The following is a 25,696-nucleotide window of genomic DNA, read 5'->3' as shown; positions in this document are numbered from 1 at the left end:
TCACTCGTCGCTGACGCCAATTGCCGACTTCAACTCAGCCTCGTTGACGGAGGCGCCGAGCTGCTTTTTCAACGTTTCGGTGTATTCCGTCAGCGTCTGGTTCGCGAGTTCCTGATCGAGCTGTTTGTTCAGCTCATCGGTTTCCGTCAGCGACGCCGGGGGCGCTGGAATGACCTCGGTGACCTTGAAGACGACTTGGGTCGTGTTGTCCGGCGACGGCCCATAGCTTGCCTTGCCTTGCGGCAGAGCGAACGCCTGCGTGACGACGCCTTGAGACACGCTCGGCGGGATGGTCTTGCGCGTGAGCGGATCTGTCTTTTCGACCTTGTTCTTGGCTTCCGCCTCGATCGCTGTCATCGGTTCACCACCGTTGACGCGGTCTGCAAGCTTTTTGGCGAGTTCGTCGATGAGGCGGTGGCGTTCGGCCGTGATGAAATCGGTTTTGACCTGATCCTTCACGGCGTCGAAAGTCTTTTGCTTCGGTGCATCGGTCGAAAGCACGTTGACCCAGGCGAAGCCGTCGTCGCCAAGCTCGATGCCGGCGTCGTCGTTGCTGCTGTCGGGAGCGAAGGCGCGTGAGACGATCTTGCGAAGGTTCGGCGTCTCCATAACGGGCTTGCCGTCAGGGCCCAGGCCGGTGGCATCCGTCGCGGGAATTTCCTTGAACGGCAGCTTCATGCTGTCGGCGATCTCCTTCAGAGATTTGCCGGCGATGCGATTGTCTTCGATCTCGTCGTGCTTGTCCTGCAACTCGGCCTTGGCCTTTTCGGTGGCGAGCTTGTCGCGCACCTGATCCTTGACGTCGGCGAGGGTGCGGGTGACGCCCGGCACGATCTGGGTGACGCGCAGGATGACCGTCGCAAAGCGGCCTTCGACGACGTCGGAATACTTGTCCTTTTCGAGCGAGAAAGCGACGTCGGCGACCTTCGGGTCGATCAGCGACTTCTTCGCGACGAGGCCGAGATCGACGTCGGTGTCCTTGGCGCCGGTTTCCTTGGCGATGTCGCCGAACGTCTTCGTTCCCTCGCGAAGGGCTTTCAACGCCGCTTCGGCTGTCGCTTTGTCTTTGAATGAGATCTGCTGGATGCGCCGCTCTTCGGGGGTGTCGTAAGTCGCTTTGGACGCTTCATAAGCCTTGGCGATCTCTTCGTCGGTAATGTTGATCTGTTTTTTCAACGCGTCGACGTCGAGGGTGAGCACCTGGATCTTGCGATACTCAGGCGTCATGTATTTCGACTTGTCCTTGTCGTAGAGTTCCTTGAGCTTGGCTTCCGTCGGGTCGGCAACGGTCACGGCCTCGGGATCGATCTTGACCCATTCGATGACGCGCTTTTCCTGATTATAGGCGTGCATCAGATCGAACAGCGGTTTGGGAACCGTCTGAGCTTCGACCATGGAACGGATAATTGCCGCGCGCAGCTCGTCTTTGCGGCGCAGGGAGAGGAAGCCCTGTTCGCTCATGCCGATCTGCTGCAGCAGCGATTCGAAATTCTGTCGCGAGAATTTGCCGTCGGTCTGGAAGTCCGGATCGGACTGGATGCCTTCGACGAGCGTTTTGTCCGACATCGCAAGGCCGAGCTGTTTGGCGTGCGCCTCTACGGCCGCTCCGGCGATGAGCTGCGCCAGCACGCGGCGGTCGAGACCGAATGCATGGCCTTGCTCGGCTGTGATGCGGCGTCCGGCCTGCTGCGAGAACCGATCAAGTTCGTTCTGAAAGGTGCGGCGGAATTCTTCGTCCGAAATTTCGGTGCCGCCGACCTTGGCGACGAAGCCACGCCCCCAGCCGTTGAACACGTCATGGACGCCCCAGATGCCGAAGCTCATGACGAGCAATCCGAACAGCAGCTTGGCGACCCGGGTTTGGGCGCCGCGTCTGAGAGCTTCGAGCATGGGTAATGACGTCCCGTTGATGGAAGCGTGACGTAGCCGCGCGGAACGGCGTAAGGTCAGCAAGCTTCGAATGGCAGTTTCCGCGCGAAGCGCGGGTTGGATGGGCGTGATATGAAGCCCAGCCCGTTTCGGATTGCAAGGGTGCCTCTGAAGAGGTTACGGAGTGTTCACTGGGGTGAGCCTCTAAAGAGGGCATGTTAGCGTCCGCAAAACGAGGAACGGCATGGGGAAAACAGGGCGCGAAATTCGGCCTCTGGTTGCGGGAAACTGGAAAATGAACGGCCTGAAGGCGAGCCTCGGAGAGGCGATGGCCGTGCGGGACGCCCTTCAAGGGCCGCTCGCGTCGCTCCCTGCCGAGGTGATGATCGCCCCACCTGCAACGCTGATCGCCGGGTTTGCGGCGGAGCTGGGGAGCAGTCCGGTGCTGCTCGCCGGGCAGGACTGTCACCCGAAGCCGTCAGGAGCCCATACGGGCGATATCGCCGCCGAGATGCTGAAAGATGCTGGGGCTTCGGCCGTTATCGTTGGGCATTCCGAACGGCGAACCGATCATGGCGAGACAAGCGCAGACGTCAGGGCGAAAGCCGAAGCCGCCCACCGCGCGGGGCTCGTTGCTATCGTTTGTATCGGGGAGACGCATGCGGAGCGACTCGCGGGTTCGACGCTCGCCGTTGTGTGTGGGCAACTCGAAGAATCAATGCCGGAATTGTCCACCGCGGCGAATACGGTCGTCGCTTATGAGCCGGTCTGGGCCATCGGGACCGGGCTGACACCGTCTCCGGACGACGTGAAAGATGTTCATGGAGCGATTCGTGCGCGCCTAGTCGCGCAGTTCGGCGTGGAAGGCGAGGCGATGCGCATTCTCTATGGCGGGTCGGTCAAACCCGACAATGCGGCGACGCTGATGGCGGTGGAAAACGTTGATGGCGCGCTCGTCGGCGGCGCCAGCCTTAAGGCGAGCGATTTTCTCGCCATAGTTCGGGCATATGAGAACGTCTGATGCGCTTTATTCACCGAACCATTCTCGTTGCCACGCTGGTCCTTGCGCCGAGTGTCGCTTGGGCAACGAAGCCGAAGCTCGATCCGGAAACCTGCAATTCGTTGCGACTTGAGCAGATCAAGTTTCGGCAGTCGGGCATTCTTACCGATATGAGCAAGGGCGCAGCCTGGGGTAAAGCCAACTTGTCGGCGGAACGGTTACGCGAGATCCAGCACTATCTGGAACTCGACGAGCAGGTTCAGTTCGGCTGCCGTGACGCGAAGGTTACCGCCGAGGCGAAACGCGCCAGCGAGGCTGCTGCCCGGATCGAAATTAATTCCGACGCCGATCCGACGGCGCCTGTTGCCAAGGACCCACCGAAGCCCGGGGCGGCAGCGGCGGACAGCAAGGACACGGCACCTAAGAAGGCGGTCAAGAAGACCGTTCACAAAAGCAAACCGACGAAATCGTCAAAGGCGAAGAAGACTGACGACAAGGAGTCGAATGCCGGCTCGAGCAAGGGGACGAATGCAAGCTCTTCTGTCGCGGAGGGCGAGGTTTTGCCCTGGGCATCGCATTGAATTGACAGGCAATACACCCCAGATCCTGGAATTGCGCCGGAACGGCTTTTCGGCGCGGATTTGAGGACTGGCCGATTGGGCGAGGGTGGTGTATAGCCCGTCGCTCATCGGGTCTCGACCCGAACATTTCTGGAACCGGATTTCATGGCTACCGTACTCCTCGTCATTCATTTGATGATCGCCGCGACGCTTGTCGGCGTGGTGTTGCTGCAGAAATCGGAGGGCGGTGCTCTCGGAATCGGCGGTGGCGGCGGTGGCGGCTTCCTCACGGGGCGGGGCACGGCCAATCTTCTGACGCGGACCACGGCAGGTCTTGCGGCGGCCTTCTTCACGACCAGCATCCTATTGACGTTGCTCGCTAATCATTCGACGCCGCGTGGATCGGTGTTCGATTCGGTTCCGGGTGCGACGGCGCCTGCGAACGGCTCGGCGCCTGCTGTCGGCTCCAAGACCGAGCCGGGCCGCGGCGGCATTCTGGACAAGCTCGAACAGCCGCACGGGCCGCTCGTTCCGCAAAACCAGTAGTTCGGTTTCTGCACGTTTTATGTGCGTGACTTGAGCCTATAGATCGCGAGGGTCTGGACCCTCGCGAGGTTCCCTGCAAATGTGCGGCGGTGTGGGGGACTTGATCATGGTGGATACAAGCATAAGCAAGCTGTCAGCCGGGCTGCGCGCTGCGCGGCCTTTCACAATTCTTGCGGCCGCGTCGAGTGTCGTCGCTACTCTGGGCGGATGCGGATCGACTTTGAGCGATATGACCACCGCCTCGGTGACGAATTATCAGGCGGCCAACCTTTTCGCGCCAGCCGGATACAGCATCTCGCAGAACACGGACGGGAGCCTGCATATCACTGCAGCGGGGTCGCCGAGCACGCCCGCCGACCGGCTAAGCAAGATCGCGATGGCGGCGGCGGCCGATTACGGCGACCAGCAGCACCAGAAGACGTTTACCGCGACGCCGCCGCAGACGACGTTCAAGTGCGGAAAAACAAAGACGACCGACAAAGGCAAGGTCATCGACATCAAGCCGATCGACCTCCGGGTCGTTTCGATCGACGTGACCTACGGACGGGATGGAATTGCGCCCGCAGCTCGAAACTCGAAAGAGACGGCCGCGCAGCTCAAGTCCGAGCTGGCGTCCGAGACCGTTCCTCCCGACGTCCAGGCGGCGGCGACACAAGAGGTCGCCCAGCAGTGCGGACGGAGTTAGAGTGGCCCGTTTGTTTCAGTTCTGAGCGTTGCGACCTTTTCTATTGGTGAAGGTGCAAAAAAACCGCTTCCGAATCCGGGGGAGGGTGTGCCACAACCAAGGCCCATGCAGCGGTATATCTTCATCACCGGCGGCGTGGTCTCCTCTCTCGGCAAAGGCCTAGCGTCCGCCGCTCTCGGCGCGCTTCTTCAGGCGCGTGGCTATTCGGTTCGGCTCAAGAAACTTGATCCCTATCTGAATGTCGATCCAGGGACCATGAGCCCCTATCAGCACGGCGAAGTGTTCGTCACGGACGATGGCGCCGAGACGGACCTCGACCTTGGTCATTACGAACGTTTCACCGGCGTGCCGGCGAAGCGGTCGGACAATGTCACGACCGGGCGGATCTATCAGGACATTCTCGCGAAAGAGCGGCGCGGCGATTATCTCGGCGGCACCGTGCAGGTCATTCCGCACGTCACCGATGCAATCAAGAATTTCGTGCTGTCGGGGAACGAGGACGTCGACTTCGTCTTAACGGAGATCGGCGGCACGGTCGGTGACATCGAAGGACTGCCGTTCTTCGAAGCCATCCGCCAGCTCGGTAACGAGCTGCCGCGCGGCGCGTCCGTCTTCATCCATCTGACGCTGATGCCGTACATCCCGTCGGCGGGCGAGCTGAAAACCAAGCCGACGCAGCACTCGGTCAAAGAATTGCGCTCGATCGGCATTCAGCCCGATATTCTGCTCTGCCGTTCGGACCGCGATATTCCGGTCGGTGAGAGGAAGAAGATCGCGCTGTTCTGTAACGTCCGGCCCGAGGCGGTCATTCAGGCGCTCGACGTCGCGTCGATTTACGACGTGCCGCTGGCGTATCACCGTGAGGGCCTCGACCGCGAGGTGCTGCACGCGTTCGGCATCACCGGCGCGCCGAAACCTGATCTGGCGCGCTGGGAAACGATCTCCCGCGGCGTCGCGCAGCCCGAAGGCCAAGTGACGATTGCCATCGTCGGCAAGTACACTGGCCTCAAGGACGCCTACAAATCATTGAACGAAGCGCTGGTGCACGGCGGTATTGCCAATCGCGTCAAGGTCAAGCTCGAATGGATCGAGAGCGAGATCTTCGAGAGCGAAGACCCGGCACCGTATCTCGAAGGCGTCCACGGCATTCTGGTGCCGGGCGGCTTTGGTGAGCGCGGCTCGGAAGGCAAGATTTTAGCGGCGAAGTTCGCGCGCGAGCGGCGCGTTCCCTATTTCGGCATCTGCTTCGGCATGCAGATGGCGTGCATTGAGGCGGCGCGAAATCTCGCTGGCATCAAGGATGCAAGCTCGACCGAGTTCGGCGAAACGAAAGAGCCTGTCGTCGCGATGATGACGGAATGGATGCGCGGCAACGAGCTTGAGCAGCGTCGCCAGGGCGGCGAGCTCGGTGGCACGATGCGGCTTGGCGCTTACGAGGCGCTGCTCGCGGAAGGCAGCAAGATCGCGAGCATTTACAAGTCGAATGATATCTCGGAGCGGCATCGGCACCGCTATGAAGTCAACATGCGCTACCGTGCCGACCTCGAGAAGGCAGGATTGCGCGTTGCGGGCACGTCGCCGGATGGCTTGTTGCCGGAGACAGTCGAGTACCCCGACCATCCGTGGTTCATCGGCGTTCAGTATCACCCGGAGCTGAAGTCGCGGCCGTTTGAACCGCATCCGCTCTTCGCGAGCTTCATCAGCGCAGCCGTGGTGCAGAGCCGGTTGGTTTAGGTCGGACGGCAACACTCGTCATTCTCAGCCGAGCGCGGCGAAGCGGCGTCGAAGACCGGGAATCCAGCATGACGAGTGCCGAAGGCTCAATATTGCGATAGTGGCTTTGCGCGGGATCCCCGGCCGTCGCAAGTGCTCGGCCGAGGATGACTACAGGGCATTACCGTGTCTCCGCAAATGCCGCTGCCAACGCCTTGGCACCCGGCAATTGCGCTTCGCTTTCCATCTTAGCATCGGTTGCGGCCAAGAGCTTAGTGACCGTGTTGTTGCGAATGGCAACGGGGTTTCGCTCGTAGCCGCCTTGCTGGAAGAAGTTCGACGTCGGCACCTTCTTGCGCAGCGCGTCCGACATCGTGACCATGTCGAAGCCGTTGCCGTCGCCGGTCAGGTTCATCATCTCAAGTTCGGCGGCGGTGAGGGGCGCGGTATAGCCTTTACGCCTCGCGTAGGTCACCGACGTCAAAAGTTTATGGACCTGCAGCAGCGGTCCGACGTCGACGTCGAGAATGAGCGCATGGATGGCTAGCCCCTTCGACGTGCGCGCAAGGCGGGCGTGGGCGGACCAGCGATCCGGTACGCTGCGGCTGAAGGCGATCATGCGTTTGAGGGTGGCGATTTTGTCCTCGAGCTTGTCCCGGCGCGGGCCGCTGGCATCTCGCTCTTTTGCGCGCAACGCCGCGAGGATCTTGTCGCCCGCTTCCGCAAGCAGTTCGATGCTGTTGGTGGTGAGAAGCTGGTTGTAACCAAGGGCAGTCGTGATGGCACGCGCGCCGGGGCGATCGTATTCGAGCCCTGCCTGCACGGCGTAGCCGCCGTTGCCGCCGGACTCGAAGGCGTAGACTTTCACGCACTGCTCTGGCGTCAGGCCTGCCGCAAGTGCTGCGCGCGCGTAGGTGCGGCGGTAAGCATCGTCAGATGATGGTTGGTCCGGCGTAAAGCCAAAGTGTGTCTGCGCTTGTTCCAGGAAGTCTGCGGCGACGGGCACATATTCGCCTTCGGCGCGCGGGCTTTCAGGATTGATGGGCTTGGGCGGCCCGGTATAGAGCGGCGGCTGTTCGAGCACATAATCGGCGGCAGTCGGTTGCTCGCCGTTTCGCTGTTTGGCAATGCGCCGTTTCCGTTTGCTTTCGACGACCGTCCAGTAGGGATCGGCCAACTCGTCATAAGCCGCACGCGCTGCTTTGTAGATTGCCAGCTTCTGCCGGTAATCAGCGATCTGCTGCGTGAGGTCGTCTGCGTGCGCGTTAAAGGGCACAGGAGAGAGCGCGACGAAAGCAACCGCAGCGCACACGCTCGCGAATGCATTTCGAATTTTGGTCCGCAAGCTGCCCATCGTTCGCACCGTATGTGGATTTGCGCCGTTCATGCCCTCGTGCCGCTGCAATCGCGTGCCCTTCTTTTCCTAGCGGGACATGCCCTTTTGTTATGTTCAGAGTGGATCAATCCCAGGGGGTTTTTATGTTCAGTCGCGAGTCACGAGCAGAAACGCGTGCGGAGACGGCACGGCAAACGGCAACACCGGCGGCCCCGCCGCGATTTTCCGGACCGATGGGAATCGTGTCGAATAATCCGAGTCCAGGCTATTCATCCGTGTCCCCCGACCGGCCGACATCTATCCTTGGGCCGGATATTTCGATCTTCGGGCAGCAGCTTATCTTAAAGACCAAAGGCTCGCTGCTGATTCAGGGCCACATCGAGGGCGACGTTCACGGCGAGTCCGTGACGGTTGATAATGGCGCACACGTCAAAGGTGTCATCACTGCGCGCACGATTGCCATTCAGGGCGGCGTCAAAGGCGAACTAAAAGGCTCGAACGTCATTCTGCATGAGCATTCGGTGGTGGAAGCCAGCATTGTGCAGGAAAAGCTGACGATCGCCGAGGGTGCGCACTTCGAAGGCAGCGTCAAGAAAGCGAAGGACGCCAGCGAAGTCACGCCCGATCTTTCGTAATCGCGCGTTACCTTGCGAAACAAAAATCCCGGCGCATCGGCGCCGGGATCGCATGTCGTACAATCGGTTTTCGCAGACGTGCGTTATGGCGTCGTTGCCGGAGCGGCTGGCGCAGCCGGAGCGGTGGCGGCTGGTGTCTCGGTCGTGACCGTCGTCACGTCGAGGGTCAGGATTCCGGTGTAGAGCAGGCCGCCGAAAACGATGGCGAATATGATTGCCGTCGCGAGAGCGTTCAGCACGCGGTTCGAGAATGAAACCAAGTTCCCGACGAGATCGAGGATGAACACGATCACTGCGCCGAGCAGAACCGGTTCCAGCCAAGGATATTTTTCGAACATCTTGTAGTCCTCACCTATTTATTTTTGCCGCCTCCCGAGTCGCGGCTTGCCGTGCAGCCTTACCATGTCTGATGCGCCGTTGAGGCGACAACGGGTTTTAATGGCGTTGTGAGGGGCCCGGCTGACGCTCCAGGAGCACACTTGGCTGCCTCCCTGTGGTTATCGGCGACGCGTTCAAACAACCTCAAATAAGTCCGTTTGCAGGTCAGGGTTGTTGCAAAATCGCATTGCATCGGTGACGGGAAATCGATAGCAGATTCAAAAGCTCAGCGAATGAAATGATATAACGCGTCACTATTTCGTGATCACGAAAAGTTTGAGCGGCGTTAGCGAAAAGAGATTGGAATTTTGGCAGTTATCTAACTATGTGAGTTCGCAACAGGAACAAACCTGTCGGAATACGTGGAGGACACACCATGAAGACCTGGACGAAGCCGGAAGTTCGCGAGCAGGAAGTTGGTCTGGAAGTTACGTCGTACCTTCCGGCTGAGATCGACCTGATCTAACGAATTCGAACCTTTTGGTTCCTAAAACGGCGGCCTTGGGTCGCCGTTTTTGTTTTGGGGAACTCGGTGTCGGGGGTCGCGGACGGCCTTGTCGGCGGCTATAACCCTCGCCATGACACAGCATGAGACCCTAAAGCCTGCCCGCGAGGTGCGCGTCGGAAATGTCCGCTTTGCGAATGATGCGCCGATTGCCGTGCTCGCCGGGCCTTGCCAGATGGAAAGCCGGGCGCACGCGCTGGAGATGGCGGCGGCGCTAAGCGAAATCTCAAAGACGCTCGGAATCGGGCTCGTCTACAAATCGTCCTTCGACAAGGCCAATCGGACATCACTGACAGGGCGGCGCGGCATCGGGCTTGAGGCTGCCTTGCCGGTCTTCGCTGAAATCCGCGAGACGTTCGGGCTGCCCGTCGTGACCGACGTGCACGAGGTTGCGCAATGCGCGGCTGTCGCCGAGGTGGTCGACGTCCTGCAGATCCCGGCATTCCTGTGCCGGCAGACGGACCTGCTCATCGCGGCAGCTAAGACCGGACGTGTCGTCAAGATCAAGAAAGGGCAATTTCTCGCCCCCTGGGACATGAAGAATGTCGTCGCCAAGGTAACGGGCTCGGGCAATCCGAATGTTCTGGTGACGGAGCGCGGGTCAAGCTTCGGCTACAATACGCTCGTCGTCGACATGCGGGCACTGCCGCAAATGGCGGAAACCGGTGCTCCGGTCATTTTCGATGCGACGCATGCCGTGCAGCAGCCGGGCGGGCAGGGGACGTCGTCGGGCGGAGATCGGCGGTTCGTGCCGGTGCTGGCGCGCGCGGCGGTTGCCGCTGGCGTTGCGGGGTTATTTATCGAGACGCACCAGGATCCGGATAAGGCGCCGTCGGACGGGCCGAACATGGTTGCGCTCAAAGACTTCGGTGCGCTCATTGCCGAACTGCAGGCGATCGACAACATCGTCAAAGCACAAAAGGCCGCGAGCCAGACCTGAAGCTCGCGCCCTTCTGTACGTGCCTAGCTCTTTTGGTTCCGCTCCGGCCGATTCAGAGCACCACCAAAAGGCTTCGTGTGATCTTGTCGTGTATCGAGTGACTTCCGTCCGTGCGCCCGGACGGCATGCTTTTTATGCGGGTCGTGACTTCAAGAGTGCTTCAAAGTCGTAGTGGCCGTGGCATTTCCCTCTCGCCGCCGTTTCCGCACGAGCCGTCGCGATCGGCTTTTGCATCCGCATTGGCGAGAGTATTCGTTTTTCAGGCTTTGGCGGACCAGAGCTCAGTAGCCAACGCATTGACTTGAGCGGGGCTCGTGAGAGCGCCGAACTGTCCGTCCTTCGTGACCATGATGCCGGCAACGCAGGCATGCTGGGCGCAGGAAGACAGCGACGTTCGTCCGACGTTGATGGCGGCGATCGCCATCGACGTCATGAGCAGGCTCATCGTCGAAATGCAGGAGACGTAGGCAAGGGCACGCGAGACAAGTTCTTGGTGCATGGTCAACCTCACAACGCGAGACTAGGGATGACGACACGTTTCACTTGCGGTGTTGGCTTCGGGGCCGGAACAGAACCGGCGGCGAGAGCCGATGTGTTGACAGTGCATCAACCTTGGTTAAGGACGCGTTAAGGCTAACGAAGCGTGAATAAAAAAATCGGGCGGCGCGTCACCCGCCGCGCCACCCGAATAGAGCCGTTGATGGTTGAAAACGAGCGCCCTAGCTTTTCATCTCGGCGCGAATGGCACGAGCGAGAGCGCCGGCGCGTTCGTCAATCAGCTGGGGAATTTCACACGCAATCGGGATGTTCGCCTGCTTCTCCTGGAAGGTGCGAATTTCCCATTTGTATTTTTCCTGCTTGTTCGAAAGCTTTGAAATTTCGCCGGCGGGTCCGGTCGACTCGTCGGTGATGCCCATTTCGTTTTCAGGGGGCAGCTCCAGCCCTTCGGCCTCAATTTCCTTTGCGCGCTCCATCTGGCGCTTATGGAAGCGTTCAATGCCTGACATAACGATCTTGCGGTTCTCGTTGGTGCGGGTCAGGACGGCCGAGAAGAGTTCCGTCAGCTTCGCGTCGCGCTGATCAGCGGGAATGCTGGCAGCATACTTCTTGATCGCGGCTTCGGCGTCATCTTCCTTGATGCGGCGCGAGATCAGATATTGCGAGAGCGTGCGGATTTTTTCGTCGTTCCGCCAGCTCTTGGTGTCTTTAATTTCGGGGCCATCCCAGATCGTGGCTGCCGACAGCATCGGCACCTTGCGGTAAACGCAAGGCCACTCATTCTTGTCCTGCTCATCGGCGAACGCAGGCGATACGGCCGACCATGTCAGCGGTGCCAGCATAACGAATGCGGTCCCCAGGGCGGCGCGACGGAGAAAGTTCATTTTCATTGTCAATCAAACCTCAGGCTGCTCCTCCAGGGCCGCCGCGCCGAGCGATCAACCCTTTCGAGGGATTATAGGCAAATACCGCCGCGGCAAGAAAAACGATCGTGCAGCCGACGACGATGGCAAGGGACACGGTATCGACCTGTCCATACAGCCCAAAGCGGATGAGTTCCACTGCATACGTGAACGGATTGAGGCGACAGATCTCGAAAAGTGCAGGGCTCGCTTCGCGGATACGCCACAGCGGATAGAGCGCGGACGACGCAAAGAACATCGGAAAGATCACGAAATTCATGACGCCCGCGAAATTCTCAAGTTGCTTGATGACCGACGACATCAGGAGGGCCAGGGAGCCCAGCATTAAACCCGCCAGCACGATTGCGGGAATTACAGTTATGTAACCTGCAAACGGCTGGATGAAGTCGGGCAACGAGAAGAGCGAGGTCGTAACGGGATCGGACATGGTCGGAATCACACCGCCTGCCCAGGTCGGCGGATCGTAGAATGTAAAGAGCTTCAGGTCGGTGACGGGCGGTGGCTCGATGCCCCAGAACCACGCAACCAACATGAACGCGTAGGCTTGCAGCAGAGCAACGCACACGCCGCCGAGCAGCTTCGAAAGCAACAGGAACGAGCGCGGAAACGGACTGACGAGCAATGTCCGCATCGTACCCGTCTCGCGATCGTAGACCATCGATAGCGACGACTGCATGGCATTGAAAAGGAGGATCATCGCGATCAGGCCAGGTGCGATGAACTCTTCATAGAGGACATAGGTCTGGTAGGGCGGGATGATCGAAATGCCGAGCGTCTGGCGGAAGCCAGCGGCAAAGATGAATAGCCAGATCAACGGTCGAACGAGGGCCGATAGGAACCGTTCGCGCTGATGCAGATAGCGAAGAATCTCGCGCCAGACGATGCCCTTGAAGCAGGCGAAGTAACCCGCGATGCCAAGACGGCGGCGCGCGTCATCCTCGCTGCCGTGATACATGGCGGAAATGTTATCGGGACTCGTGGTCGCCGCTTGCGATGACATCAGGCGGCCTCTTCGATCGTTGTTTTGGTTCCCGTCACCGTGCGAAACGCTTCGCGGACGCTGGACGTTCCCGTCAGCGTCAGGAGCTGCGGCACCGGGCCGTTATAGAGAATGACGCCCTTATGCAGAATGACGACCTGATCGGTGCGCAAGACTTCGTCCATCAGGTGGGTCGCCCATAAAACGCCGAGCTTTTCCTTGGCGACGAGATCGCGGACGATCTTCAGGACGCTTTCGCGCGAGCCGAGGTCGAGGCCAACGGTTGCCTCATCGAGCAACAGCAGATCGGGACGGTGCATCATCGAGCGCGCAATCTCGACGCGACGGACCTGACCGCCGGACAGGGCGCGGACTTTTTCGTTGGCGCGATCCGCCAGTCCGACGAGCTCTAGCGCTTGTTGCGCGCGCCGTGTCGCCTCGCGGCCAGCGAAGCCATGCAGGGCGGCATGGTACTTCATGTTCTGCATCAGCGTCAGATCGACGTCGAGCGTGCGGCTCTGGAAGACGACGCCGAGGCGTTGCAGCGCCTGCGACGCCCGTCTGCGGACGTCGAACCCGCGAATGAAGATTTCGCCGGTGACGTTGTCATAGAGGCGCGTGATCAACGAGAACAGCGTCGATTTTCCTGCACCGTTGAGGCCCAACAGCACGACGAACGCGCCTTGCTCGACAGTGAGCGAGACGCGATCGAGAACCTTCCGGTCACCGAAACTGTGGCTCACGCCGTTGACGACGAGGGCCGGCGTTTGCTCGGCTTCGGCCGTGACAGTCGATGCCATAATCGTATTCAGTCCTTTTCGTTCGTTACTTCGGCGAGACCACGACGCCCCAGGGATAGCGACCGACCTTGATCGATTTGATCGCCTTCAAGTTGGCAACGTCGATGGCGGTCACATCGTTCGAAGCGCCGTTGGTCGTGAATAAAAGTTTGCCATCGGGGGTGAAGTACATCTGCCAGACGCGCTGGCCAACCAGAATATACTTCAAAACTTTGAACGTCTTCGTGTCGATGACGGCGACACGGTTGGCTGGGCCGAGCGCGACGAAGGCGATCTTGTCATCCTTGGTGATGCGGATGCCGACCGGCTGGATCGCTTCCTGCTCGATGCCCGGGATAGAGAAGTTGATCTTGGCGATGATCTTGCGGTCAGCCGGATTGATTACCGCCACCGTGCCGCCAACCTCAGATGACACCCACAGCTGGGTCTGGGCCGAATTGAACATTGCGACACGCGGGCGGCTATCGACGAGGACGTTGTCGAACAGCTTGTGCGTGGTGGTGTCGATGAAGTGCGCCATGTTCGTCGTTTCGGACGTATTGACGAGCACTTTGCCGTCGGGGCTCATGCCCATGCCCTCGGGTTCGACGCCGACGGGAATTTCGGTGATGACCTTCGAGGTCTGGATGTCGACGACGGTTACGAGGTTGTCGTCCTCATTGGCGATGTAAAGGCGACGCCCATCGGGGTGCAGCGTGAGCAATTCCGGGTCGGGGCCGGACGGAAGAGATTTTATGTATTGGAGCGTTTTTGCGTCGTAGACCTTTACGTCGTTGTCGTCGCTCGTGCAGATGATGATCCACTTGCCATCATTCGACATGACGATGCCGCGCGGGCGCTGGCCGACTTTTGCGGTCTTGATGACTTCGAGTTTATCGGTGTCGATGACCGAGACGGTATTGTCTTTTTCGTTGGTGACGTAAGCCGTATAGGCATCGGCAGGTGTCACGCCGAAAGATGCAATCGCGGCGGTGACCAGCGCGGGCATGAGCGTTGAAAGTCGCGACATTCTAAACTCCGGTTGAGAAATAAGCGCCGAATGACGGGCGCGCGAACGACTGCGGATCATTGCGTATAGGCTTTGCACTTGGTCTCCGGCTTATCGATGCCGAGCGTATCGAGCAGACTGAACTGATGCAGGAAACCCGGTTGCGGGGAGACGCTAACAAATATCTTCTGGGTGCTGACGAGCAGCGGTTCGCGGAGCTGGCCGTTCCAGCCGCGAAAGCTCACAGCGACTCCCTTGAAGGCAGCAACGTCGAATTTCGGCGAGTGAATGAAGTCTTTCAGCGTTTTGAAGTCGGTCGAACGCGTCCGTGATGCCGCTTCGCCGACGACACGCGTTGCAATCCAAGCGTCGTAATCGAGCGGTCGCATGATGCGGCCGGTCAAACGTTTGAAGCGGTTCTGGAACTGCGTCGCGCCCCATTGTTCAAGCGCTGGGTGCCAGCTTCCGGGAACGAGACCCGCCGAGCCGACGATCGGACGCGGAACCCAGGTTCGATAGGGAAAGTAGTCGCCGAAGACTTGGTCTTCGTCGACGACGAGGACGACGTCGTGGTCCTTGGCCCCCTGCATGAATTGCGAGATTTGTTGCTGGATTTGCTCGAATCCCCCGTCGGCGCGGCGGTTGCCGGTGTCGACGTTGAACTTGCGCTCCTCGACGATTTTTGCGCCGAATTTTTTCGCCGAGCGGCGATAGGCATCGGCGAGAAGCTGGTCGTTGGCGCTCGGGCCGATGACCATCAGCATGTTCGGCCAGCGCTTCCACACCAGATACTGCACGAGTGCATCGGCCAGCATCGTGCGTGTCGGCGCCGTATGCAGGACATTGGCGCGGCAGTCTTCCTCACGCAGGCGATCGTCCGGGTTGCCGACGTTGAAAATCTGTGCGGGCTTGCCCTTCATGCCATCGGCAAACTTCAAGAGTGAGTCCGGTGCCATGTCGGCGACGATGAAAGCGTTGCCGGCGGCGACCTTGTCGGTCGCCTGCTTGATCAAGTCGTCGATGTCGCTGCCTTCGATGACATCGAGCTTGAAGGTTTGGTTGAGAAAACGGCCCGTCGTGTTGTCGTCGGCGATGCCGAGCTTGGCACCCGCGATGCCGTCATCGGGGTTGGGCTGATCGAGGAGCGAAAGAGGCAACTCCTTTTCCCGGTCCTCTTTCACGTAGAGCATCTGGATAACCGCACCTTGCGGTTGCGATGTCTGCGTCGGGATCGGGATAGGCTGCGGTGCCGTTTGCGCTGCAGCAAAATTGGCAAAGGCAACGCTGCCGGCTGCAAAACCCGTGAAAAAGAGACCGAAAATAGCTGTTTTGGATGACATCAAGCGGACAAAAGGGCCGGGAGTTGCAATGGGCAAATGATCAAACTCCAATTCGCCTCGCAGCACACGGCGGCGAAGCTCTCGGGCATCAAAGTGTTACTGTGTTGCTAAAAGGGGGCCGTTGGCCGCCTTGTCAAGCTGGACGCTTTCGCCTCGCGCGTTTGTGACCAGTCATTCTATGCAAACGGCGGGTGAACCTCTTGCAATGGCTGGGGGTTAGCGGGCACCTACAGTTCTAGAGCGCTTCGGCCGGGCGCGATGCTCCTCTTACTGTATGAATCCGCTCAGTTACGTGGAAACGAATGCATATGCCCTTGCTCAAGCGCGCTTTTCTCGTCTTTTTCGCATCTTTGTCGATTACGCCCGCAGCTTATGCCGTCACGAAAGCGGCGGTCTTTCCGTTCGATCTTCACGATGCGGAGCAGGACGGACAGCTTATTCCGCAATACAACCCGGACGATTTGCGACGACTGAAGCTGATTGCCGACGAGCTTCGCTCGCTGATGCAGAAGGACGGCAAATATCAGGTCGTCGATCTGTCTTCGAAAGAGAAGGAAATCGAGACGGCCGCGCCGTTCAATCAGTGCAATGGCTGCGAAGTGCCGATTGCGAAGGAAGCGGGCGCCGATATTGCTGTCACGGGCTATGTCGATAAGGTCTCGGGCGCGCTGATCAATCTGGCGATCGTGGCCCGCGACACGAAGACGGGCGAACTGACGAAAACGATGTCCGCCTCGATCAACGGCAACTCCGATGATCTTTGGTTGCACGGTGTGCGTTATCTCTGGAGAAACCGGTTTAACGTCGAGGCGACCTCAAAATGACGATGATCAACCGCCGAGGCATTCTGGCGGCCGGCTCTGCGCTCGCAGCCTCCATCATGATACCTCGCTTCGCATTCGCGGCCGCTCCAGTGCGCCTAACGTCGGTTAAATTTGGCTCGTTGAGCTGGGTGATCGATACAATCCGCACACAAGGGATCGACAAGAAACACAAGCTCGATCTCGATGTGGTCGAGGTGGCGAACAATCCGGCGGCGCCGGTGGCGTTGCTGTCGGGCGCGGCCGACATGATCGTGAGTGATTGGACCTGGGCGCTTCGTCAACGCGCGCGCGGCGATGATCTGAAGTTTTTTCCGTACTCCTCGGCGCTCGGCAGCGTAATGGTCGCCAAGGATAGTCCGATCAAGTCGCTTGGGGATCTCGAAGGAAAAAAGATCGGCGTCGCGGGAACGGGCATCGACAAGAGCTGGATACTGCTGCGGGCCTATTCGCGCAAGAAACTTGGCAAGGACATTGCCGATTTTGCCGAACCGGTGTTTGGAGCAGCACCGCTTGTGTCGGAAGAATTCAAGAACAAGCGTCTGGATGCGGTGCTGAACTTCTGGACCTACGCGGCACGTCTCAAGGCTGGCGGCGCCGAAGAATTGCTGGCGATGTCGGACGTCATCAAGGGACTCGATGTGTCGCCAACGCCGGCGCTCGTCGGATTCATCTGGTCGCAAAAGGAGGTTCGCGCTAAGGGGGTGCCGGTTGACGCGCTTCTGGCGGCTGTCTCGGACGCCGACGCGGTGCTGGCGACGTCGGATGCAGCTTGGGAGCGTTTGCGGCCGTTGATCAAGCCCAGCTCAGACGCCGAGCTTGTCGCGATCAGAGACTACTATCGGTCGGGCATCACGCGCTCGTGGGGACCGGAGGATACCGCGGCGGCGGAGAAGCTTACGAACCTTCTCATTGAACTTGGCGATACGGAACTCGTTGGTGATGGCACCCATTTCGACCAGGATCTCTTCCACACCTAGGCTGATGGCGGCGCCGACGGGTTTCACGGCATCGCTTGAGCGGCTCGCGTGGATGGCCGGGTCGCTGCTGGCGCTGGCTGTTCTCTGGCAGATCATTGCCGTGTACGCGAACAATCGCTATTTGCCGACGCCGCTCGCCGTGTTTGACGTGCTCTGGCGCGAAGGCGCGAACGGCAATCTCTGGAAAGATACTTCCGCAACGCTGGCGCGCGTCGCGGTGGCGTTTGTCGTCTCGATGTTCATCGGCACGACGATCGGGATTTTTCTCGGTCGCTACCGGACAGCCGACAAGTTTTTTGACGCTTGGCTGATCCTGTTTCTCAATCTGCCGGCGCTCGTCACGATCACGCTTTGCTACATCTGGTTCGGGCTGACGGATGCGGCGGCGATCACGGCGGTTGCACTGAACAAGATCCCGAACGTCGCCGTAAATATGCGCGAGGGCGCGCGCAGCCTGTCGAAAGATCTCGACGAGATGGCGCAGATCTACAAATTCGGCTGGTGGAAGACGTTGCGTCACGTGACGCTGCCGCAGCTCGCGCCGTTTTTCGCGGCGGCGGCGCGATCCGGCCTGTCGCTGGTTTGGAAGATTGTGCTGGTGGTCGAAGCCTTCGGGCGGTCGAGCGGCGTCGGTTATCGGCTCAGCATCGCGTTTCAGGAATTCGACGTTAGCACGATCCTGGCGTATGCGCTGGCGTTCATTCTTGTGGTGCAGATCATCGAGTTTGCGGTGTTGCAGCCGCTGCAGGAACGGGTGACCGCATGGCGCCGATGAACGGAGTAAATCTGTCTTCGCCGATACGCGTCGAAGTTCGCAGTAAGGTTTTTCCGGCCGTCGGTAACAGGCCGCCACAGCCCGTGCTCAAGGATATCGCGTTCGAGGTGGCGCCGCGGTCGTTCCTTGTCATCACAGGGCCATCGGGCTGCGGAAAGTCGACGCTCCTGAACGTCATTGCCGGGCTCGACAAGGATTTCGAAGGCAGCGTCGATCTTGGTGCAGCGAAGGATAAGCTGACCTTTATTTTCCAGACGCCACGTCTTCTGCCCTGGCGGACGGTTTACGAAAATATCGCCCTGGTCCTGCCGGAAGGCGATCCGCGCCACGCAGAAATTCCCGACATGCTTGAGCGCGTCGGGCTGAAGGATGCCATGAATGCCTATCCGGAACGTCTGTCGCTCGGGATGCAGCGCCGGGCGTCTCTGGCCAGGGGCTTTATCGTCGAACCCCAGATCCTGCTGATGGATGAGCCGTTCGTCTCGCTGGATGATCCGACAGCGATCAGCCTGCGGGCGCTGTTGACCGGGCTCTGGCACCGCCATCCGACCACGGTCATTTTCGTTACCCACGACCGGGCCGAGGCAATTCAGCTCGGAACGCGCATCTTGCGCTTGGCGCCCGGAAAGGCGAGTGTGGCGCAGGATGTGACCATCAACCTGACCGAGGCGCAGCGACACGACCGGGCTGCCGTCCTCGCGGAACAAAATCGCATCTTCGCGGCCTGAAGGCCGTCGGCGGACCAATCTCGGAACGACGAAATGATTGACGGTTTGAGACGAGGCACGCCAGCCTTTCTCGCCAGCGTGACGACCGCGGGCGAGGCGGAGATCGCGCTGGCTGGCGGTGCCGACATCATTGATTGCAAAGATCCGGCAGCCGGGGCGCTGGGAGCGCTTAGCGCCGCGACGGTTCGTGAGATCGTGGCAGGCGTCGGCCGCCGCTTGCCGGTCAGCGCAACCATCGGCGATCTGCCGCCCGAACCTGATGTTCTGACGAACGCCGCATCCGATATGGCAGCAACAGGTGTCGATATCGTCAAGATCGGCTTTTTCGGCAGCGAGGACCCGCGGCGCGCCATTGCAGCGTTAGGGGCGGCGCATGCGAGGTCGACAAAGTTGGTGGCGGTTCTGATGGCTGACCAGAACCCGGATTTTGCGCTAGTTGCCGATTTGGCGGACGCGGGATTTGCTGGTGTGATGATCGACACGGCGGGTAAGTCCGCAGGCAGACTGACGACCGTATTGTCCGCGGCGCGATTAATGGAATTTGTACGTTTGGGGCGGGACAATCGGCTTTTTGTCGGGCTTGCCGGATCGTTGCGAGAGAGCGACATCGATATGCTCGCCGGTCTTGGCCCCGACTTGCTCGGTTTTCGTGGTGCGTTGTGTGCTCAGGGGCGCGTAAGCGCCATCGAACTCAGCCGTGTGGTTTCAGTTCGCCGGGCGCTCGATAATGCAAAGCTGTCACTGGCGCGGGAGACGTCCGTCGCATGAAAGACAAGAAAAAGCCGGTCAAATCCAAGGCCGCCGATGTCAGCAACGCACTGAAGCTCAAGAAGGCGACGGCGAAAGCGCGGGAAATCGGCGATACCATTTTTGTCAACGACTTCGTCGTCGATTGCAATGTCGGCGTCTATGCCGAAGAGCAGGGCGTGACTCAGAAGGTGCGGTTCACCGTTGAAGCGCGGCTGGCACCGGACGTGTTCAGCCTCGATGACGCGATGGCCGAAGTGCCGTCCTATGCCGACATCATCGACATGATCGTCGACTTGGCGCGCGGCGGGCATATCAATCTCGTCGAGACGTTCGCCGAACGGATTGCGTCGCAGGTGCTTGTCGATCCACGCATCGCTGCCGTGCGCGTTGCGCTTGAGAAGCTGGAGCGTGGACCCCGGCGCGGCGTTGAAATCATTCGTCCGGCAACGCGTGCTGCGGCGCGCGAGTTTGGCCGTGGCTGAGTGCCATGCGATGAGCGTTCGGCCGCTCGTCATCAAGATCGGCGGCAGCCTAGCCGAGACGGGGCGTCTGGCACCAGTGCTCGCGATGATCGGTGGCGCGCGCATTCCTGTCGTGATCGTGCCGGGTGGCGGCCCCTTTGCCGATGCGGTTCGCAATCTGCAATCGGAAATGCGGTTCAACGATGCTGTCGCGCATCGTCTCGCCATGCTGGCGATGGAGCAGATGGCGGAATGCATCGTGGGGCTGCAGCCCGGCATGACGGTTGCGCGATCGCTGGACGACATTTCCGAAGCGGTGATGGATGGACAAATTCCGGTCTGGGCGCCGTTGCAGATGATCGGCAGCGATAAGACGATACCCGCGAGTTGGGACGTTACGTCGGACGCACTTGCTGCGCGGCTGGCGGAATTGCTTGAAGCGCGCCTCGTGCTTTTGAAATCGGTCAGTGCGAGGGATATTTCGTCGGCAATGGACCTGATGCGTGAGGGGATCGTTGATCCGGTCTTTCCGGAAATTGTTGCGCGCGCCGATCTCGGCTGGTCTATCTTTGGACCAGAAGATGACGCCGCACTGGCGGCGCTTCTGATTGGTGAAGGAACCGCCTGATGCCCCGGATCGTCGAAACGATCATCACGACGTTTAACGCCAACGGCGAAGCGCATATCGCACCGCTCGGTTTGATCGACGATGGCGAGCATTGGGTGATTGCGCCGTTTCGGCCGTCAACGACGCTTGAAAACCTGCGCATCAATCCGTTCGCGGCTGCGAGCCATACGGACGATGTGCGCGTGTTTGCAGGCGCCGTTACAGGGCGCAAGATCTGGCCGCTCCTGCCGACCCGAACGATCAAAGGCGAGCGGCTTGCAGATTGCGTTTCGCATTGGGAGTTGAACGTCGAGAAGGTCGTTGAGGACGACCAGCGTCCGCGCTTTCTGTGCACTATCGTCGACGAAGAAATGCATAAGGCGTGGGAAGGTTTTAATCGTGCGCAGGCTGCCGTTCTCGAATTGGCCGTACTGACGACGCGTCTCCACATGCTGCCGCCGGAGAAGGTCGAGAGCGAGCTGAAGTATCTCGAAATTGCGGTTTCGAAGACCGCGGGCCCGCGCGAAGATGAAGCCTGGGAATGGCTGATGGAGAAAGTTTCGGCGTGGCGGCAAGCGCGTTTCGATCAGAAGACGCCATGACTTCTGCAACAGATGTGAAGGGCGAATTTATCTCGGCGCTCGCGGCGGCTGCCGAAGACGGTTCGTTCGCCAAGCTGGCGCTGGGAAAGTTTCGCGGCGAAGGGGACACGCGTAAGGCGGTCGCGACGCTCGTTCTCATCAAGGATAAGCCGCATCTGAAGCTCGTCACCAGCTATCCGCGCAAGGATGAAACGAAGACATTCACCATAGACCAAGGCGTCGAATTCATCGCGGATCTGATCGGTGCGGATTATATGAGTGCGACGCTGTTTACGAACGTGCGGGACGTTCGCCTCGACTACAGCCGCAAAGGTGTGCCGCACCTCAGCACCGGCAAGCCGACGATGACGTCATCGGCGCCGCAAGCCCATGACCGAAAGAAAGCTTATCTCGTTCCGGCAAATCGGCCCTATCTCAAAGGGCTGGAGGTTGCCGATCGCGATGGCCGCATCAAGCCGACGATGCAGGGTAAATATCGCCAGATTTGCCGCTTCATCGAAATTGCAGCGGATCTCATTCCGGAATGCGCGTTCGAAAAATCAACGCCAATTACCGTTGTCGATATTGGCGCGGGCAAAGGCTATCTTACATTCGCGTTCTACGACTACATCACGACGATCTTGCAGCGCGAATGTCGGATGACAGGCATCGAGCTGCGCAGCGATCTCGTTACGCTATGCAACAACCTCGCGCGTGATCTTCATTTCGATGGCTTGAAATTCGTTGCGGAAGAAGCGGCGAAGGCCGAATCGCCGGTGGTTGATATCGTGATCGCGCTGCATGCCTGCGATACCGCAACCGACGATGCTATGGCATTCGGAATCCATTCGGGAGCGCGGCTTATCCTTTCGGCGCCTTGCTGCCAGCATGAAATTGCACCGCAAATCAAAGATACCGGCGAAGGATTGAAAGGGCTGATCAAATATCCGCTTTTGAAACAGCGCCAAGCTGATCTCGTGACCGATGCGGCGCGGGCGTTGCTGCTTGAAGCTTCGGGCTACAAGGTCCGGTTGATTGAATTTGTTTCGACCGAACACACCTCGAAGAATATTCTGATTGCGGCAGTCAAGTCGGCAACCGTTGATCGTTCTGCTGCACTTCAGCAATTCCGGGCATTGCAGAATACAATCGGCTTCTCGGGGCATCATCTCGCATCACAACTCAAGGATGCCGAATAGGCCGAATTGGACTTTTTGGTCTCGCCTCATTTGTTGCTCACTGACATGGAAAGCATGTAAAGGGAACTGAACCGGATTAGCTGTGTTTGTTTCCGGTCACCCCCCAGAATGAGCAATACCCAAGAGAAGGCAGAATTCGATGATTGAAGTTTCCCGTATCGTACGCCTCGCGTGTGCCGCGACCGCCATTGCGCTGGCCACGGCTGTGCCCGCGAGCGCTGGCCACCGTCATGTGGTTCAAGATGATCCGGCTATCGTCGTTGACAGGCTGCATCACATGGGCTTCGTCGAGTGGCGCAAGCTCCGTTGGGACAACGACGGTTACTGGAAGATCGACGATGCCCGTCGCGAGAACGGCCATGTCTATGATCTGATCCTCGAGTCCGGCTCGTTTGATCTCGTTCGTCTGAAGCGCGAACGCGGCTGAGCCTCGTCGGCTTTTTGAGAATTTGGTCGGCCGCGGCGGTGGTGCTGCGGCCGATTTTTTATGCATTGAGCAGGAGCGCGACCGCGACAGCCGGTGCGCAGCGCGTGGCCCAGAGCTTCTGATCGTCGTCAGATGATTCGATCAGATCGCCGAAAAATTCAGGTGGGAGGCCGAGGCGCATGGCGATTTGCTTTGCGGCCGAAGCTCCTATCCCTGCGGCGATGACGCTTTCGGCAGTGCTGCCAGGTCGTGACAGAACTTGCAGCGCGCCGTCGTGCATCGACCTCAGCTGCTGCTCCTCGATGTAAACCGCCGAGACCTGCCACGTCGAAAGATGGCGGATGTCGGCGTCGCGTCCAAAGCCGCGTGCGAAGCGTTCGAGACTTTCCTTTTGTGTCTTGCCGCGACCATCGGCCGTCGCATGCTGATCGACATCTTCAGGCAGCGTGCCGAGGATACGGCGCACGTCCGCCATGTTGGCGAAGGCGTCGCGGGCGAGGCTTTGCCATTGCCCGGCGAGCGGCGCGTGTGTCGCGACCGACGGCACAGCCGTCCGCGTGAAGCCCGTATAGACGAGTTCGCCGGTTTGCATGCGCTCGGCATCGCTGAGGCCGAGAGGGCGATCGCAGGCTATGATGTCTGTCGTCGTTGAGCCCATGTCGATCAGGAGCGATCGCGGGCGCAGGCGCGAGACGAGGGCTGCTGTCGCGAGAAAATTCGCGGAGGCGACGGACAAAGGATCGCTCGCAGCTATGTTGGGCGGGGCGAGCCCCTTTAGTCCCATATAGATTCGAAGTTCGCCCGACAGTCTTTCGCGCAGGCGGTCGAGAATCGCGAGGACGCCAGATTCGCGGCTTTCGAAAATCTCGGTCAGCTCTGCTGTCATCGTGATGGCGAAGGCATCGGCACCCTCTAACAGTGACGCAGCCTCGCGAATGGCTTGATCCAACTGGTCGAGACCTTGCCAGAGCGGACAGGCGATCTGGCGGACGGCAACAAGGCGAGTGCCTTCGACGCGCGCGACCTTCAAGTGCGCGCCGCCGACGTCGAGACCGATGGTTACCTTGCTCATTTGGGCCTTCGCTTCCTTATCTTAAGCCGTGATACACTCGCGGGGTGAGGAGGCAAGCGGTGGACGTAATTCCGGTTATTGATGTCGCGCGCGGGCAGGTCGTTCGCGCGGTGAAGGGTGTGCGATCCGCATATCAGCCGATCGAAACCCCGCTTGCGCCCTCGTCGGAACCGGCGGACGTTGCGCGTGGGCTGGCGCGGCTCTTTCCTTTCAGGAAGCTCTACCTTGCCGATCTCGACGGCATCGAGGGACGCGGCCGTAATACGCATATCGTGCCTGTGCTCAGCCAGGCGTTGCCGCATGCGGAAATCTGGATCGACGCCGGGACGGGCTCACGCAGCGCGGCGCGCACGGTTCTGGCGGCTCCTGTCGCGACGCTCGTCGTTGGAACGGAGAGCATCGAAACGGTGCGCGGCTGGGAGGATATCGTCGCGGAAGCGCCGTTGCGCACGGTTCTCTCGCTCGATTTTCGCAATGGCGAATTCATGGGGCCGGATGCGATGCTCAACGATGCTTCGCTGTGGCCGTCGCGCGTAATCGCCATGACGCTCGATCGGGTCGGCGCTAACGAAGGCCCCGATCTCAACCGGCTGCACAATATCGTGACACGAGCCAAGGGACGGCGTGTCTATGCGGCGGGCGGTATTCGCGACCGCGGCGATCTCGATGAAATTCGAAAAATCGGCGTTTCGGGAGCGTTAATCGCTTCAGCGCTGCATTCCGGAAAGATTTCGGCCGACGACCTTAAAGAGATCGCCGGCCGATGAATGTCCGGTTTCAGTGAATTGGCAGGAGCCACTCCAGCCGAAAACAAATCCCAGTTGCGGCCAAGGTTTGTTTTCGAGAATTAACCGCTGTAACGGCCCGAGAGCAGTCTACCCAATCGCTGCAGCAGACCCCCCTTCATGGGAGGGGCAGTCTCATTTTTGTTTTCTACCTGCTGAGGACGGTTTCCGCTTCAAGCCTTCGCACCGAACGGATGCTGGACCGAGTTACGCTGAGCGGTCGCTTCGGCAGCCGTCGGCTTGCCAGCAACAGCGCGCGCGATCGATTCCTTAACAGCGCGATAGTTGTAGTCCTGGATCTTCGCGTCGTCGGCAGCTTCCCAGTGGATGAACACGCCAACGCAGACGTAGAGATCGTCAGCTTCAGCAGCCGGGATCACGCCTTCAGCAACCGAGTCCTGAACGGCCTTAGCAACGCCGTACTGAGCCGGTCCGAACATCTGAACGGCCTGACGGGCGTCCTTGATCGTGACCTTGTTGTAAAGGATCGTGTTCGGCTTGCAGGGGAGGTTCGGCGCAATGACGGCGAGAAGAGTCGTGAAGCCGTCCTTGTTGTTCGTCAGGGCGTTGCAGAACGCCGTCTCAGCAGCCGAACCGCGCGGTCCGATGATGAGGTCGATGTGAGCGACTTCGTTGCCGTCGCCGACGAGCGACTCGCCGACCATGACTTTGTTGATTTTGGCCATCAGGGGGGTTCCTCCCACGAATGAAACGATATGGATATGAGCAACAACGCTCCCCCGTCAGAAGTCGGGACTTCGCTGTACTGCTCTGGCGATGAATATCCACGCGCTTAGCGCCCAGGTTGTCATGAG

Annotated in this window: 30 protein-coding genes; 19 read left to right on the top strand and 11 right to left on the bottom strand. The window is 59.7% G+C overall.

The window, feature by feature from the left end; all coding sequences use genetic code 11:
* Positions 1 to 1,890: a SurA N-terminal domain-containing protein gene (locus RLW55_RS17570; RefSeq protein WP_423414921.1), complete on the bottom strand. Its 1,890-nt coding sequence runs from the start codon at positions 1,888 to 1,890 to the stop codon at positions 1 to 3.
* A 223-nt stretch (positions 1,891 to 2,113) separates the two neighbouring features.
* Between RLW55_RS17570 and tpiA the strand changes: the two genes are divergently transcribed.
* The 5 genes from tpiA (at position 2,114) to RLW55_RS17545 (ending at position 6,394) form a co-directional block, all read left to right on the top strand.
* The gene (gene tpiA / locus RLW55_RS17565) at positions 2,114 to 2,890 is read left to right on the top strand and encodes a triose-phosphate isomerase (RefSeq protein WP_409563030.1); all 777 of its coding nucleotides are present in this window, start codon (positions 2,114 to 2,116) and stop codon (positions 2,888 to 2,890) included.
* On the top strand, positions 2,890 to 3,450 hold the full coding sequence (locus tag RLW55_RS17560; protein WP_409563031.1) for a hypothetical protein: 561 nt from the start codon (positions 2,890 to 2,892) through the stop codon (positions 3,448 to 3,450). Before tpiA ends, RLW55_RS17560 begins: the two co-directional genes overlap by 1 nt.
* A 144-nt stretch (positions 3,451 to 3,594) precedes the next feature.
* Positions 3,595 to 3,975 carry a preprotein translocase subunit SecG gene (secG, locus tag RLW55_RS17555; protein ID WP_423414920.1) on the top strand — a complete coding sequence of 127 codons (381 nt, stop codon included), beginning with the start codon at positions 3,595 to 3,597 and terminating at the stop codon, positions 3,973 to 3,975.
* A gap of 106 nt (positions 3,976 to 4,081) precedes the next feature.
* Entirely contained in the window at positions 4,082 to 4,660 is a 579-nt protein-coding gene (locus tag RLW55_RS17550; RefSeq protein WP_423414919.1) for a hypothetical protein, read from the top strand.
* 105 nt (positions 4,661 to 4,765) lie between these two features.
* On the top strand, positions 4,766 to 6,394 hold the full coding sequence (locus tag RLW55_RS17545) for a CTP synthase (RefSeq protein ID WP_409563034.1): 1,629 nt from the start codon (positions 4,766 to 4,768) through the stop codon (positions 6,392 to 6,394).
* Between the two features lie 160 nt (positions 6,395 to 6,554).
* Here the strand turns inward: RLW55_RS17545 and RLW55_RS17540 are convergent, their stop codons facing one another.
* The gene (locus RLW55_RS17540) at positions 6,555 to 7,760 is read right to left on the bottom strand and encodes a hypothetical protein (protein WP_423416432.1); all 1,206 of its coding nucleotides are present in this window, start codon (positions 7,758 to 7,760) and stop codon (positions 6,555 to 6,557) included.
* A gap of 191 nt (positions 7,761 to 7,951) precedes the next feature.
* Here RLW55_RS17540 and RLW55_RS17535 point away from each other — a divergent pair, with 191 nt between their 5' ends.
* Entirely contained in the window at positions 7,952 to 8,344 is a 393-nt protein-coding gene (locus RLW55_RS17535) for a bactofilin family protein (RefSeq protein ID WP_244420993.1), read from the top strand.
* An 83-nt stretch (positions 8,345 to 8,427) separates the two neighbouring features.
* On the opposite strand, the gene RLW55_RS17530 is transcribed toward RLW55_RS17535, so the two are convergent.
* Positions 8,428 to 8,682 (bottom strand): hypothetical protein, encoded by a 255-nt coding sequence (locus tag RLW55_RS17530; protein ID WP_013947240.1) that lies wholly within the window; start codon positions 8,680 to 8,682, stop codon positions 8,428 to 8,430.
* A gap of 416 nt (positions 8,683 to 9,098) precedes the next feature.
* On the opposite strand from RLW55_RS17530, the gene pqqA reads away from it, so the two are divergent.
* Together pqqA and kdsA are read left to right on the top strand one after the other, a co-directional pair.
* Positions 9,099 to 9,188, top strand: coding sequence for a pyrroloquinoline quinone precursor peptide PqqA (pqqA, locus tag RLW55_RS17525; protein ID WP_013947273.1), 90 nt, complete (start codon positions 9,099 to 9,101; stop codon positions 9,186 to 9,188).
* A gap of 112 nt (positions 9,189 to 9,300) precedes the next feature.
* A complete protein-coding gene (kdsA, locus tag RLW55_RS17520; protein WP_414462334.1) occupies positions 9,301 to 10,167 on the top strand; it encodes a 3-deoxy-8-phosphooctulonate synthase in 867 nt (288 codons plus the stop codon).
* A 259-nt stretch (positions 10,168 to 10,426) separates the two neighbouring features.
* Here the strand turns inward: kdsA and RLW55_RS17515 are convergent, their stop codons facing one another.
* From RLW55_RS17515 to RLW55_RS17490, 6 genes are all read right to left on the bottom strand, one after another.
* Positions 10,427 to 10,666 carry a hypothetical protein gene (locus tag RLW55_RS17515; RefSeq protein WP_013947242.1) on the bottom strand — a complete coding sequence of 80 codons (240 nt, stop codon included), beginning with the start codon at positions 10,664 to 10,666 and terminating at the stop codon, positions 10,427 to 10,429.
* Positions 10,667 to 10,886: 220 nt separating this feature from the next.
* Positions 10,887 to 11,549, bottom strand: coding sequence for a hypothetical protein (locus RLW55_RS17510; protein ID WP_423414918.1), 663 nt, complete (start codon positions 11,547 to 11,549; stop codon positions 10,887 to 10,889).
* 19 nt (positions 11,550 to 11,568) lie between these two features.
* Positions 11,569 to 12,543 carry an ABC transporter permease gene (locus tag RLW55_RS17505; RefSeq protein WP_409563247.1) on the bottom strand — a complete coding sequence of 325 codons (975 nt, stop codon included), beginning with the start codon at positions 12,541 to 12,543 and terminating at the stop codon, positions 11,569 to 11,571.
* Positions 12,544 to 12,587: 44 nt separating this feature from the next.
* The gene (locus RLW55_RS17500; RefSeq protein WP_013947245.1) at positions 12,588 to 13,367 is read right to left on the bottom strand and encodes an ABC transporter ATP-binding protein; all 780 of its coding nucleotides are present in this window, start codon (positions 13,365 to 13,367) and stop codon (positions 12,588 to 12,590) included.
* Between the two features lie 25 nt (positions 13,368 to 13,392).
* The gene (locus tag RLW55_RS17495; protein WP_013947246.1) at positions 13,393 to 14,376 is read right to left on the bottom strand and encodes a YVTN family beta-propeller repeat protein; all 984 of its coding nucleotides are present in this window, start codon (positions 14,374 to 14,376) and stop codon (positions 13,393 to 13,395) included.
* A 56-nt stretch (positions 14,377 to 14,432) separates the two neighbouring features.
* On the bottom strand, positions 14,433 to 15,695 hold the full coding sequence (locus RLW55_RS17490; RefSeq protein WP_423414917.1) for an ABC transporter substrate-binding protein: 1,263 nt from the start codon (positions 15,693 to 15,695) through the stop codon (positions 14,433 to 14,435).
* Between the two features lie 308 nt (positions 15,696 to 16,003).
* On the opposite strand from RLW55_RS17490, the gene RLW55_RS17485 reads away from it, so the two are divergent.
* From RLW55_RS17485 to RLW55_RS17440, 10 genes are all read left to right on the top strand, one after another.
* Positions 16,004 to 16,519 (top strand): DUF3280 domain-containing protein, encoded by a 516-nt coding sequence (locus tag RLW55_RS17485; protein WP_423414916.1) that lies wholly within the window; start codon positions 16,004 to 16,006, stop codon positions 16,517 to 16,519.
* Positions 16,516 to 17,496: an ABC transporter substrate-binding protein gene (locus RLW55_RS17480; protein WP_409563039.1), complete on the top strand. Its 981-nt coding sequence runs from the start codon at positions 16,516 to 16,518 to the stop codon at positions 17,494 to 17,496. The genes RLW55_RS17485 and RLW55_RS17480 overlap by 4 nt, the downstream gene beginning before the upstream one ends.
* On the top strand, positions 17,459 to 18,271 hold the full coding sequence (locus RLW55_RS17475; protein WP_409563040.1) for an ABC transporter permease: 813 nt from the start codon (positions 17,459 to 17,461) through the stop codon (positions 18,269 to 18,271). The genes RLW55_RS17480 and RLW55_RS17475 overlap by 38 nt, the downstream gene beginning before the upstream one ends.
* On the top strand, positions 18,259 to 18,999 hold the full coding sequence (locus RLW55_RS17470) for an ABC transporter ATP-binding protein (protein ID WP_409563041.1): 741 nt from the start codon (positions 18,259 to 18,261) through the stop codon (positions 18,997 to 18,999). The genes RLW55_RS17475 and RLW55_RS17470 overlap by 13 nt, the downstream gene beginning before the upstream one ends.
* Before the next feature lie 33 nt (positions 19,000 to 19,032).
* Entirely contained in the window at positions 19,033 to 19,767 is a 735-nt protein-coding gene (locus RLW55_RS17465) for a (5-formylfuran-3-yl)methyl phosphate synthase (RefSeq protein ID WP_409563042.1), read from the top strand.
* Entirely contained in the window at positions 19,764 to 20,231 is a 468-nt protein-coding gene (locus RLW55_RS17460; RefSeq protein ID WP_409563043.1) for a dihydroneopterin aldolase, read from the top strand. The genes RLW55_RS17465 and RLW55_RS17460 overlap by 4 nt, the downstream gene beginning before the upstream one ends.
* A 10-nt stretch (positions 20,232 to 20,241) precedes the next feature.
* Positions 20,242 to 20,838, top strand: a complete 597-nt coding sequence (locus RLW55_RS17455; protein ID WP_423414915.1) for a uridylate kinase — start codon at positions 20,242 to 20,244, stop codon at positions 20,836 to 20,838.
* Positions 20,838 to 21,419: a DUF447 domain-containing protein gene (locus RLW55_RS17450; protein WP_409563045.1), complete on the top strand. Its 582-nt coding sequence runs from the start codon at positions 20,838 to 20,840 to the stop codon at positions 21,417 to 21,419. The genes RLW55_RS17455 and RLW55_RS17450 overlap by 1 nt, the downstream gene beginning before the upstream one ends.
* Positions 21,416 to 22,597 (top strand): class I SAM-dependent methyltransferase, encoded by a 1,182-nt coding sequence (locus RLW55_RS17445; protein ID WP_423414914.1) that lies wholly within the window; start codon positions 21,416 to 21,418, stop codon positions 22,595 to 22,597. The genes RLW55_RS17450 and RLW55_RS17445 overlap by 4 nt, the downstream gene beginning before the upstream one ends.
* Positions 22,598 to 22,736: 139 nt before the next feature.
* On the top strand, positions 22,737 to 23,024 hold the full coding sequence (locus RLW55_RS17440) for a hypothetical protein (RefSeq protein WP_409563047.1): 288 nt from the start codon (positions 22,737 to 22,739) through the stop codon (positions 23,022 to 23,024).
* Positions 23,025 to 23,082: 58 nt separating this feature from the next.
* Here RLW55_RS17440 and RLW55_RS17435 read toward each other — a convergent pair whose 3' ends face one another.
* Positions 23,083 to 24,096: a hydantoinase/oxoprolinase family protein gene (locus tag RLW55_RS17435; RefSeq protein WP_423414913.1), complete on the bottom strand. Its 1,014-nt coding sequence runs from the start codon at positions 24,094 to 24,096 to the stop codon at positions 23,083 to 23,085.
* 59 nt (positions 24,097 to 24,155) lie between these two features.
* On the opposite strand from RLW55_RS17435, the gene RLW55_RS17430 reads away from it, so the two are divergent.
* Positions 24,156 to 24,863, top strand: coding sequence for a HisA/HisF-related TIM barrel protein (locus RLW55_RS17430; protein ID WP_414462340.1), 708 nt, complete (start codon positions 24,156 to 24,158; stop codon positions 24,861 to 24,863).
* 191 nt (positions 24,864 to 25,054) lie between these two features.
* Here the strand turns inward: RLW55_RS17430 and fae are convergent, their stop codons facing one another.
* Entirely contained in the window at positions 25,055 to 25,567 is a 513-nt protein-coding gene (gene fae, locus RLW55_RS17425) for a formaldehyde-activating enzyme (RefSeq protein ID WP_409563050.1), read from the bottom strand.
* Between the last annotated feature and the right edge of the window lie 129 nt (positions 25,568 to 25,696).

It is taken from the genome of Hyphomicrobium sp. B1 (assembly GCF_049532635.1).
Taxonomy (GTDB): Bacteria; Pseudomonadota; Alphaproteobacteria; order Rhizobiales; family Hyphomicrobiaceae; genus Hyphomicrobium_B.
Note: the sequence above shows the minus strand (reverse complement) of the source record. Positions and strands in the feature narration are given on the sequence as shown.

Excerpts from the sequence above, each read along its gene's own strand:
- RLW55_RS17570 (WP_423414921.1), bottom strand. The coding sequence starts at position 1,890 with ATGCTCGAAGCTCTCAGACGCGGCGCCCAAACCCGGGTCGCCAAGCTG.
- tpiA (WP_409563030.1), top strand. The coding sequence starts at position 2,114 with ATGGGGAAAACAGGGCGCGAAATTCGGCCTCTGGTTGCGGGAAACTGG.
- RLW55_RS17560 (WP_409563031.1), top strand. The coding sequence starts at position 2,890 with ATGCGCTTTATTCACCGAACCATTCTCGTTGCCACGCTGGTCCTTGCG.
- secG (WP_423414920.1), top strand. The coding sequence starts at position 3,595 with ATGGCTACCGTACTCCTCGTCATTCATTTGATGATCGCCGCGACGCTT.
- RLW55_RS17550 (WP_423414919.1), top strand. The coding sequence starts at position 4,082 with ATGGTGGATACAAGCATAAGCAAGCTGTCAGCCGGGCTGCGCGCTGCG.
- RLW55_RS17545 (WP_409563034.1), top strand. The coding sequence starts at position 4,766 with ATGCAGCGGTATATCTTCATCACCGGCGGCGTGGTCTCCTCTCTCGGC.
- RLW55_RS17540 (WP_423416432.1), bottom strand. The coding sequence starts at position 7,760 with ATGAACGGCGCAAATCCACATACGGTGCGAACGATGGGCAGCTTGCGG.
- RLW55_RS17530 (WP_013947240.1), bottom strand. The coding sequence starts at position 8,682 with ATGTTCGAAAAATATCCTTGGCTGGAACCGGTTCTGCTCGGCGCAGTG.
- pqqA (WP_013947273.1), top strand. The coding sequence starts at position 9,099 with ATGAAGACCTGGACGAAGCCGGAAGTTCGCGAGCAGGAAGTTGGTCTG.
- kdsA (WP_414462334.1), top strand. The coding sequence starts at position 9,301 with ATGACACAGCATGAGACCCTAAAGCCTGCCCGCGAGGTGCGCGTCGGA.
- RLW55_RS17515 (WP_013947242.1), bottom strand. The coding sequence starts at position 10,666 with ATGCACCAAGAACTTGTCTCGCGTGCCCTTGCCTACGTCTCCTGCATT.
- RLW55_RS17510 (WP_423414918.1), bottom strand. The coding sequence starts at position 11,549 with ATGAACTTTCTCCGTCGCGCCGCCCTGGGGACCGCATTCGTTATGCTG.
- RLW55_RS17505 (WP_409563247.1), bottom strand. The coding sequence starts at position 12,543 with ATGTATCACGGCAGCGAGGATGACGCGCGCCGCCGTCTTGGCATCGCG.
- RLW55_RS17500 (WP_013947245.1), bottom strand. The coding sequence starts at position 13,367 with ATGGCATCGACTGTCACGGCCGAAGCCGAGCAAACGCCGGCCCTCGTC.
- RLW55_RS17495 (WP_013947246.1), bottom strand. The coding sequence starts at position 14,376 with ATGTCGCGACTTTCAACGCTCATGCCCGCGCTGGTCACCGCCGCGATT.
- RLW55_RS17490 (WP_423414917.1), bottom strand. The coding sequence starts at position 15,695 with ATGTCATCCAAAACAGCTATTTTCGGTCTCTTTTTCACGGGTTTTGCA.
- RLW55_RS17485 (WP_423414916.1), top strand. The coding sequence starts at position 16,004 with ATGCCCTTGCTCAAGCGCGCTTTTCTCGTCTTTTTCGCATCTTTGTCG.
- RLW55_RS17480 (WP_409563039.1), top strand. The coding sequence starts at position 16,516 with ATGACGATGATCAACCGCCGAGGCATTCTGGCGGCCGGCTCTGCGCTC.
- RLW55_RS17475 (WP_409563040.1), top strand. The coding sequence starts at position 17,459 with ATGGCACCCATTTCGACCAGGATCTCTTCCACACCTAGGCTGATGGCG.
- RLW55_RS17470 (WP_409563041.1), top strand. The coding sequence starts at position 18,259 with ATGGCGCCGATGAACGGAGTAAATCTGTCTTCGCCGATACGCGTCGAA.
- RLW55_RS17465 (WP_409563042.1), top strand. The coding sequence starts at position 19,033 with ATGATTGACGGTTTGAGACGAGGCACGCCAGCCTTTCTCGCCAGCGTG.
- RLW55_RS17460 (WP_409563043.1), top strand. The coding sequence starts at position 19,764 with ATGAAAGACAAGAAAAAGCCGGTCAAATCCAAGGCCGCCGATGTCAGC.
- RLW55_RS17455 (WP_423414915.1), top strand. The coding sequence starts at position 20,242 with ATGAGCGTTCGGCCGCTCGTCATCAAGATCGGCGGCAGCCTAGCCGAG.
- RLW55_RS17450 (WP_409563045.1), top strand. The coding sequence starts at position 20,838 with ATGCCCCGGATCGTCGAAACGATCATCACGACGTTTAACGCCAACGGC.
- RLW55_RS17445 (WP_423414914.1), top strand. The coding sequence starts at position 21,416 with ATGACTTCTGCAACAGATGTGAAGGGCGAATTTATCTCGGCGCTCGCG.
- RLW55_RS17440 (WP_409563047.1), top strand. The coding sequence starts at position 22,737 with ATGATTGAAGTTTCCCGTATCGTACGCCTCGCGTGTGCCGCGACCGCC.
- RLW55_RS17435 (WP_423414913.1), bottom strand. The coding sequence starts at position 24,096 with ATGAGCAAGGTAACCATCGGTCTCGACGTCGGCGGCGCGCACTTGAAG.
- fae (WP_409563050.1), bottom strand. The coding sequence starts at position 25,567 with ATGGCCAAAATCAACAAAGTCATGGTCGGCGAGTCGCTCGTCGGCGAC.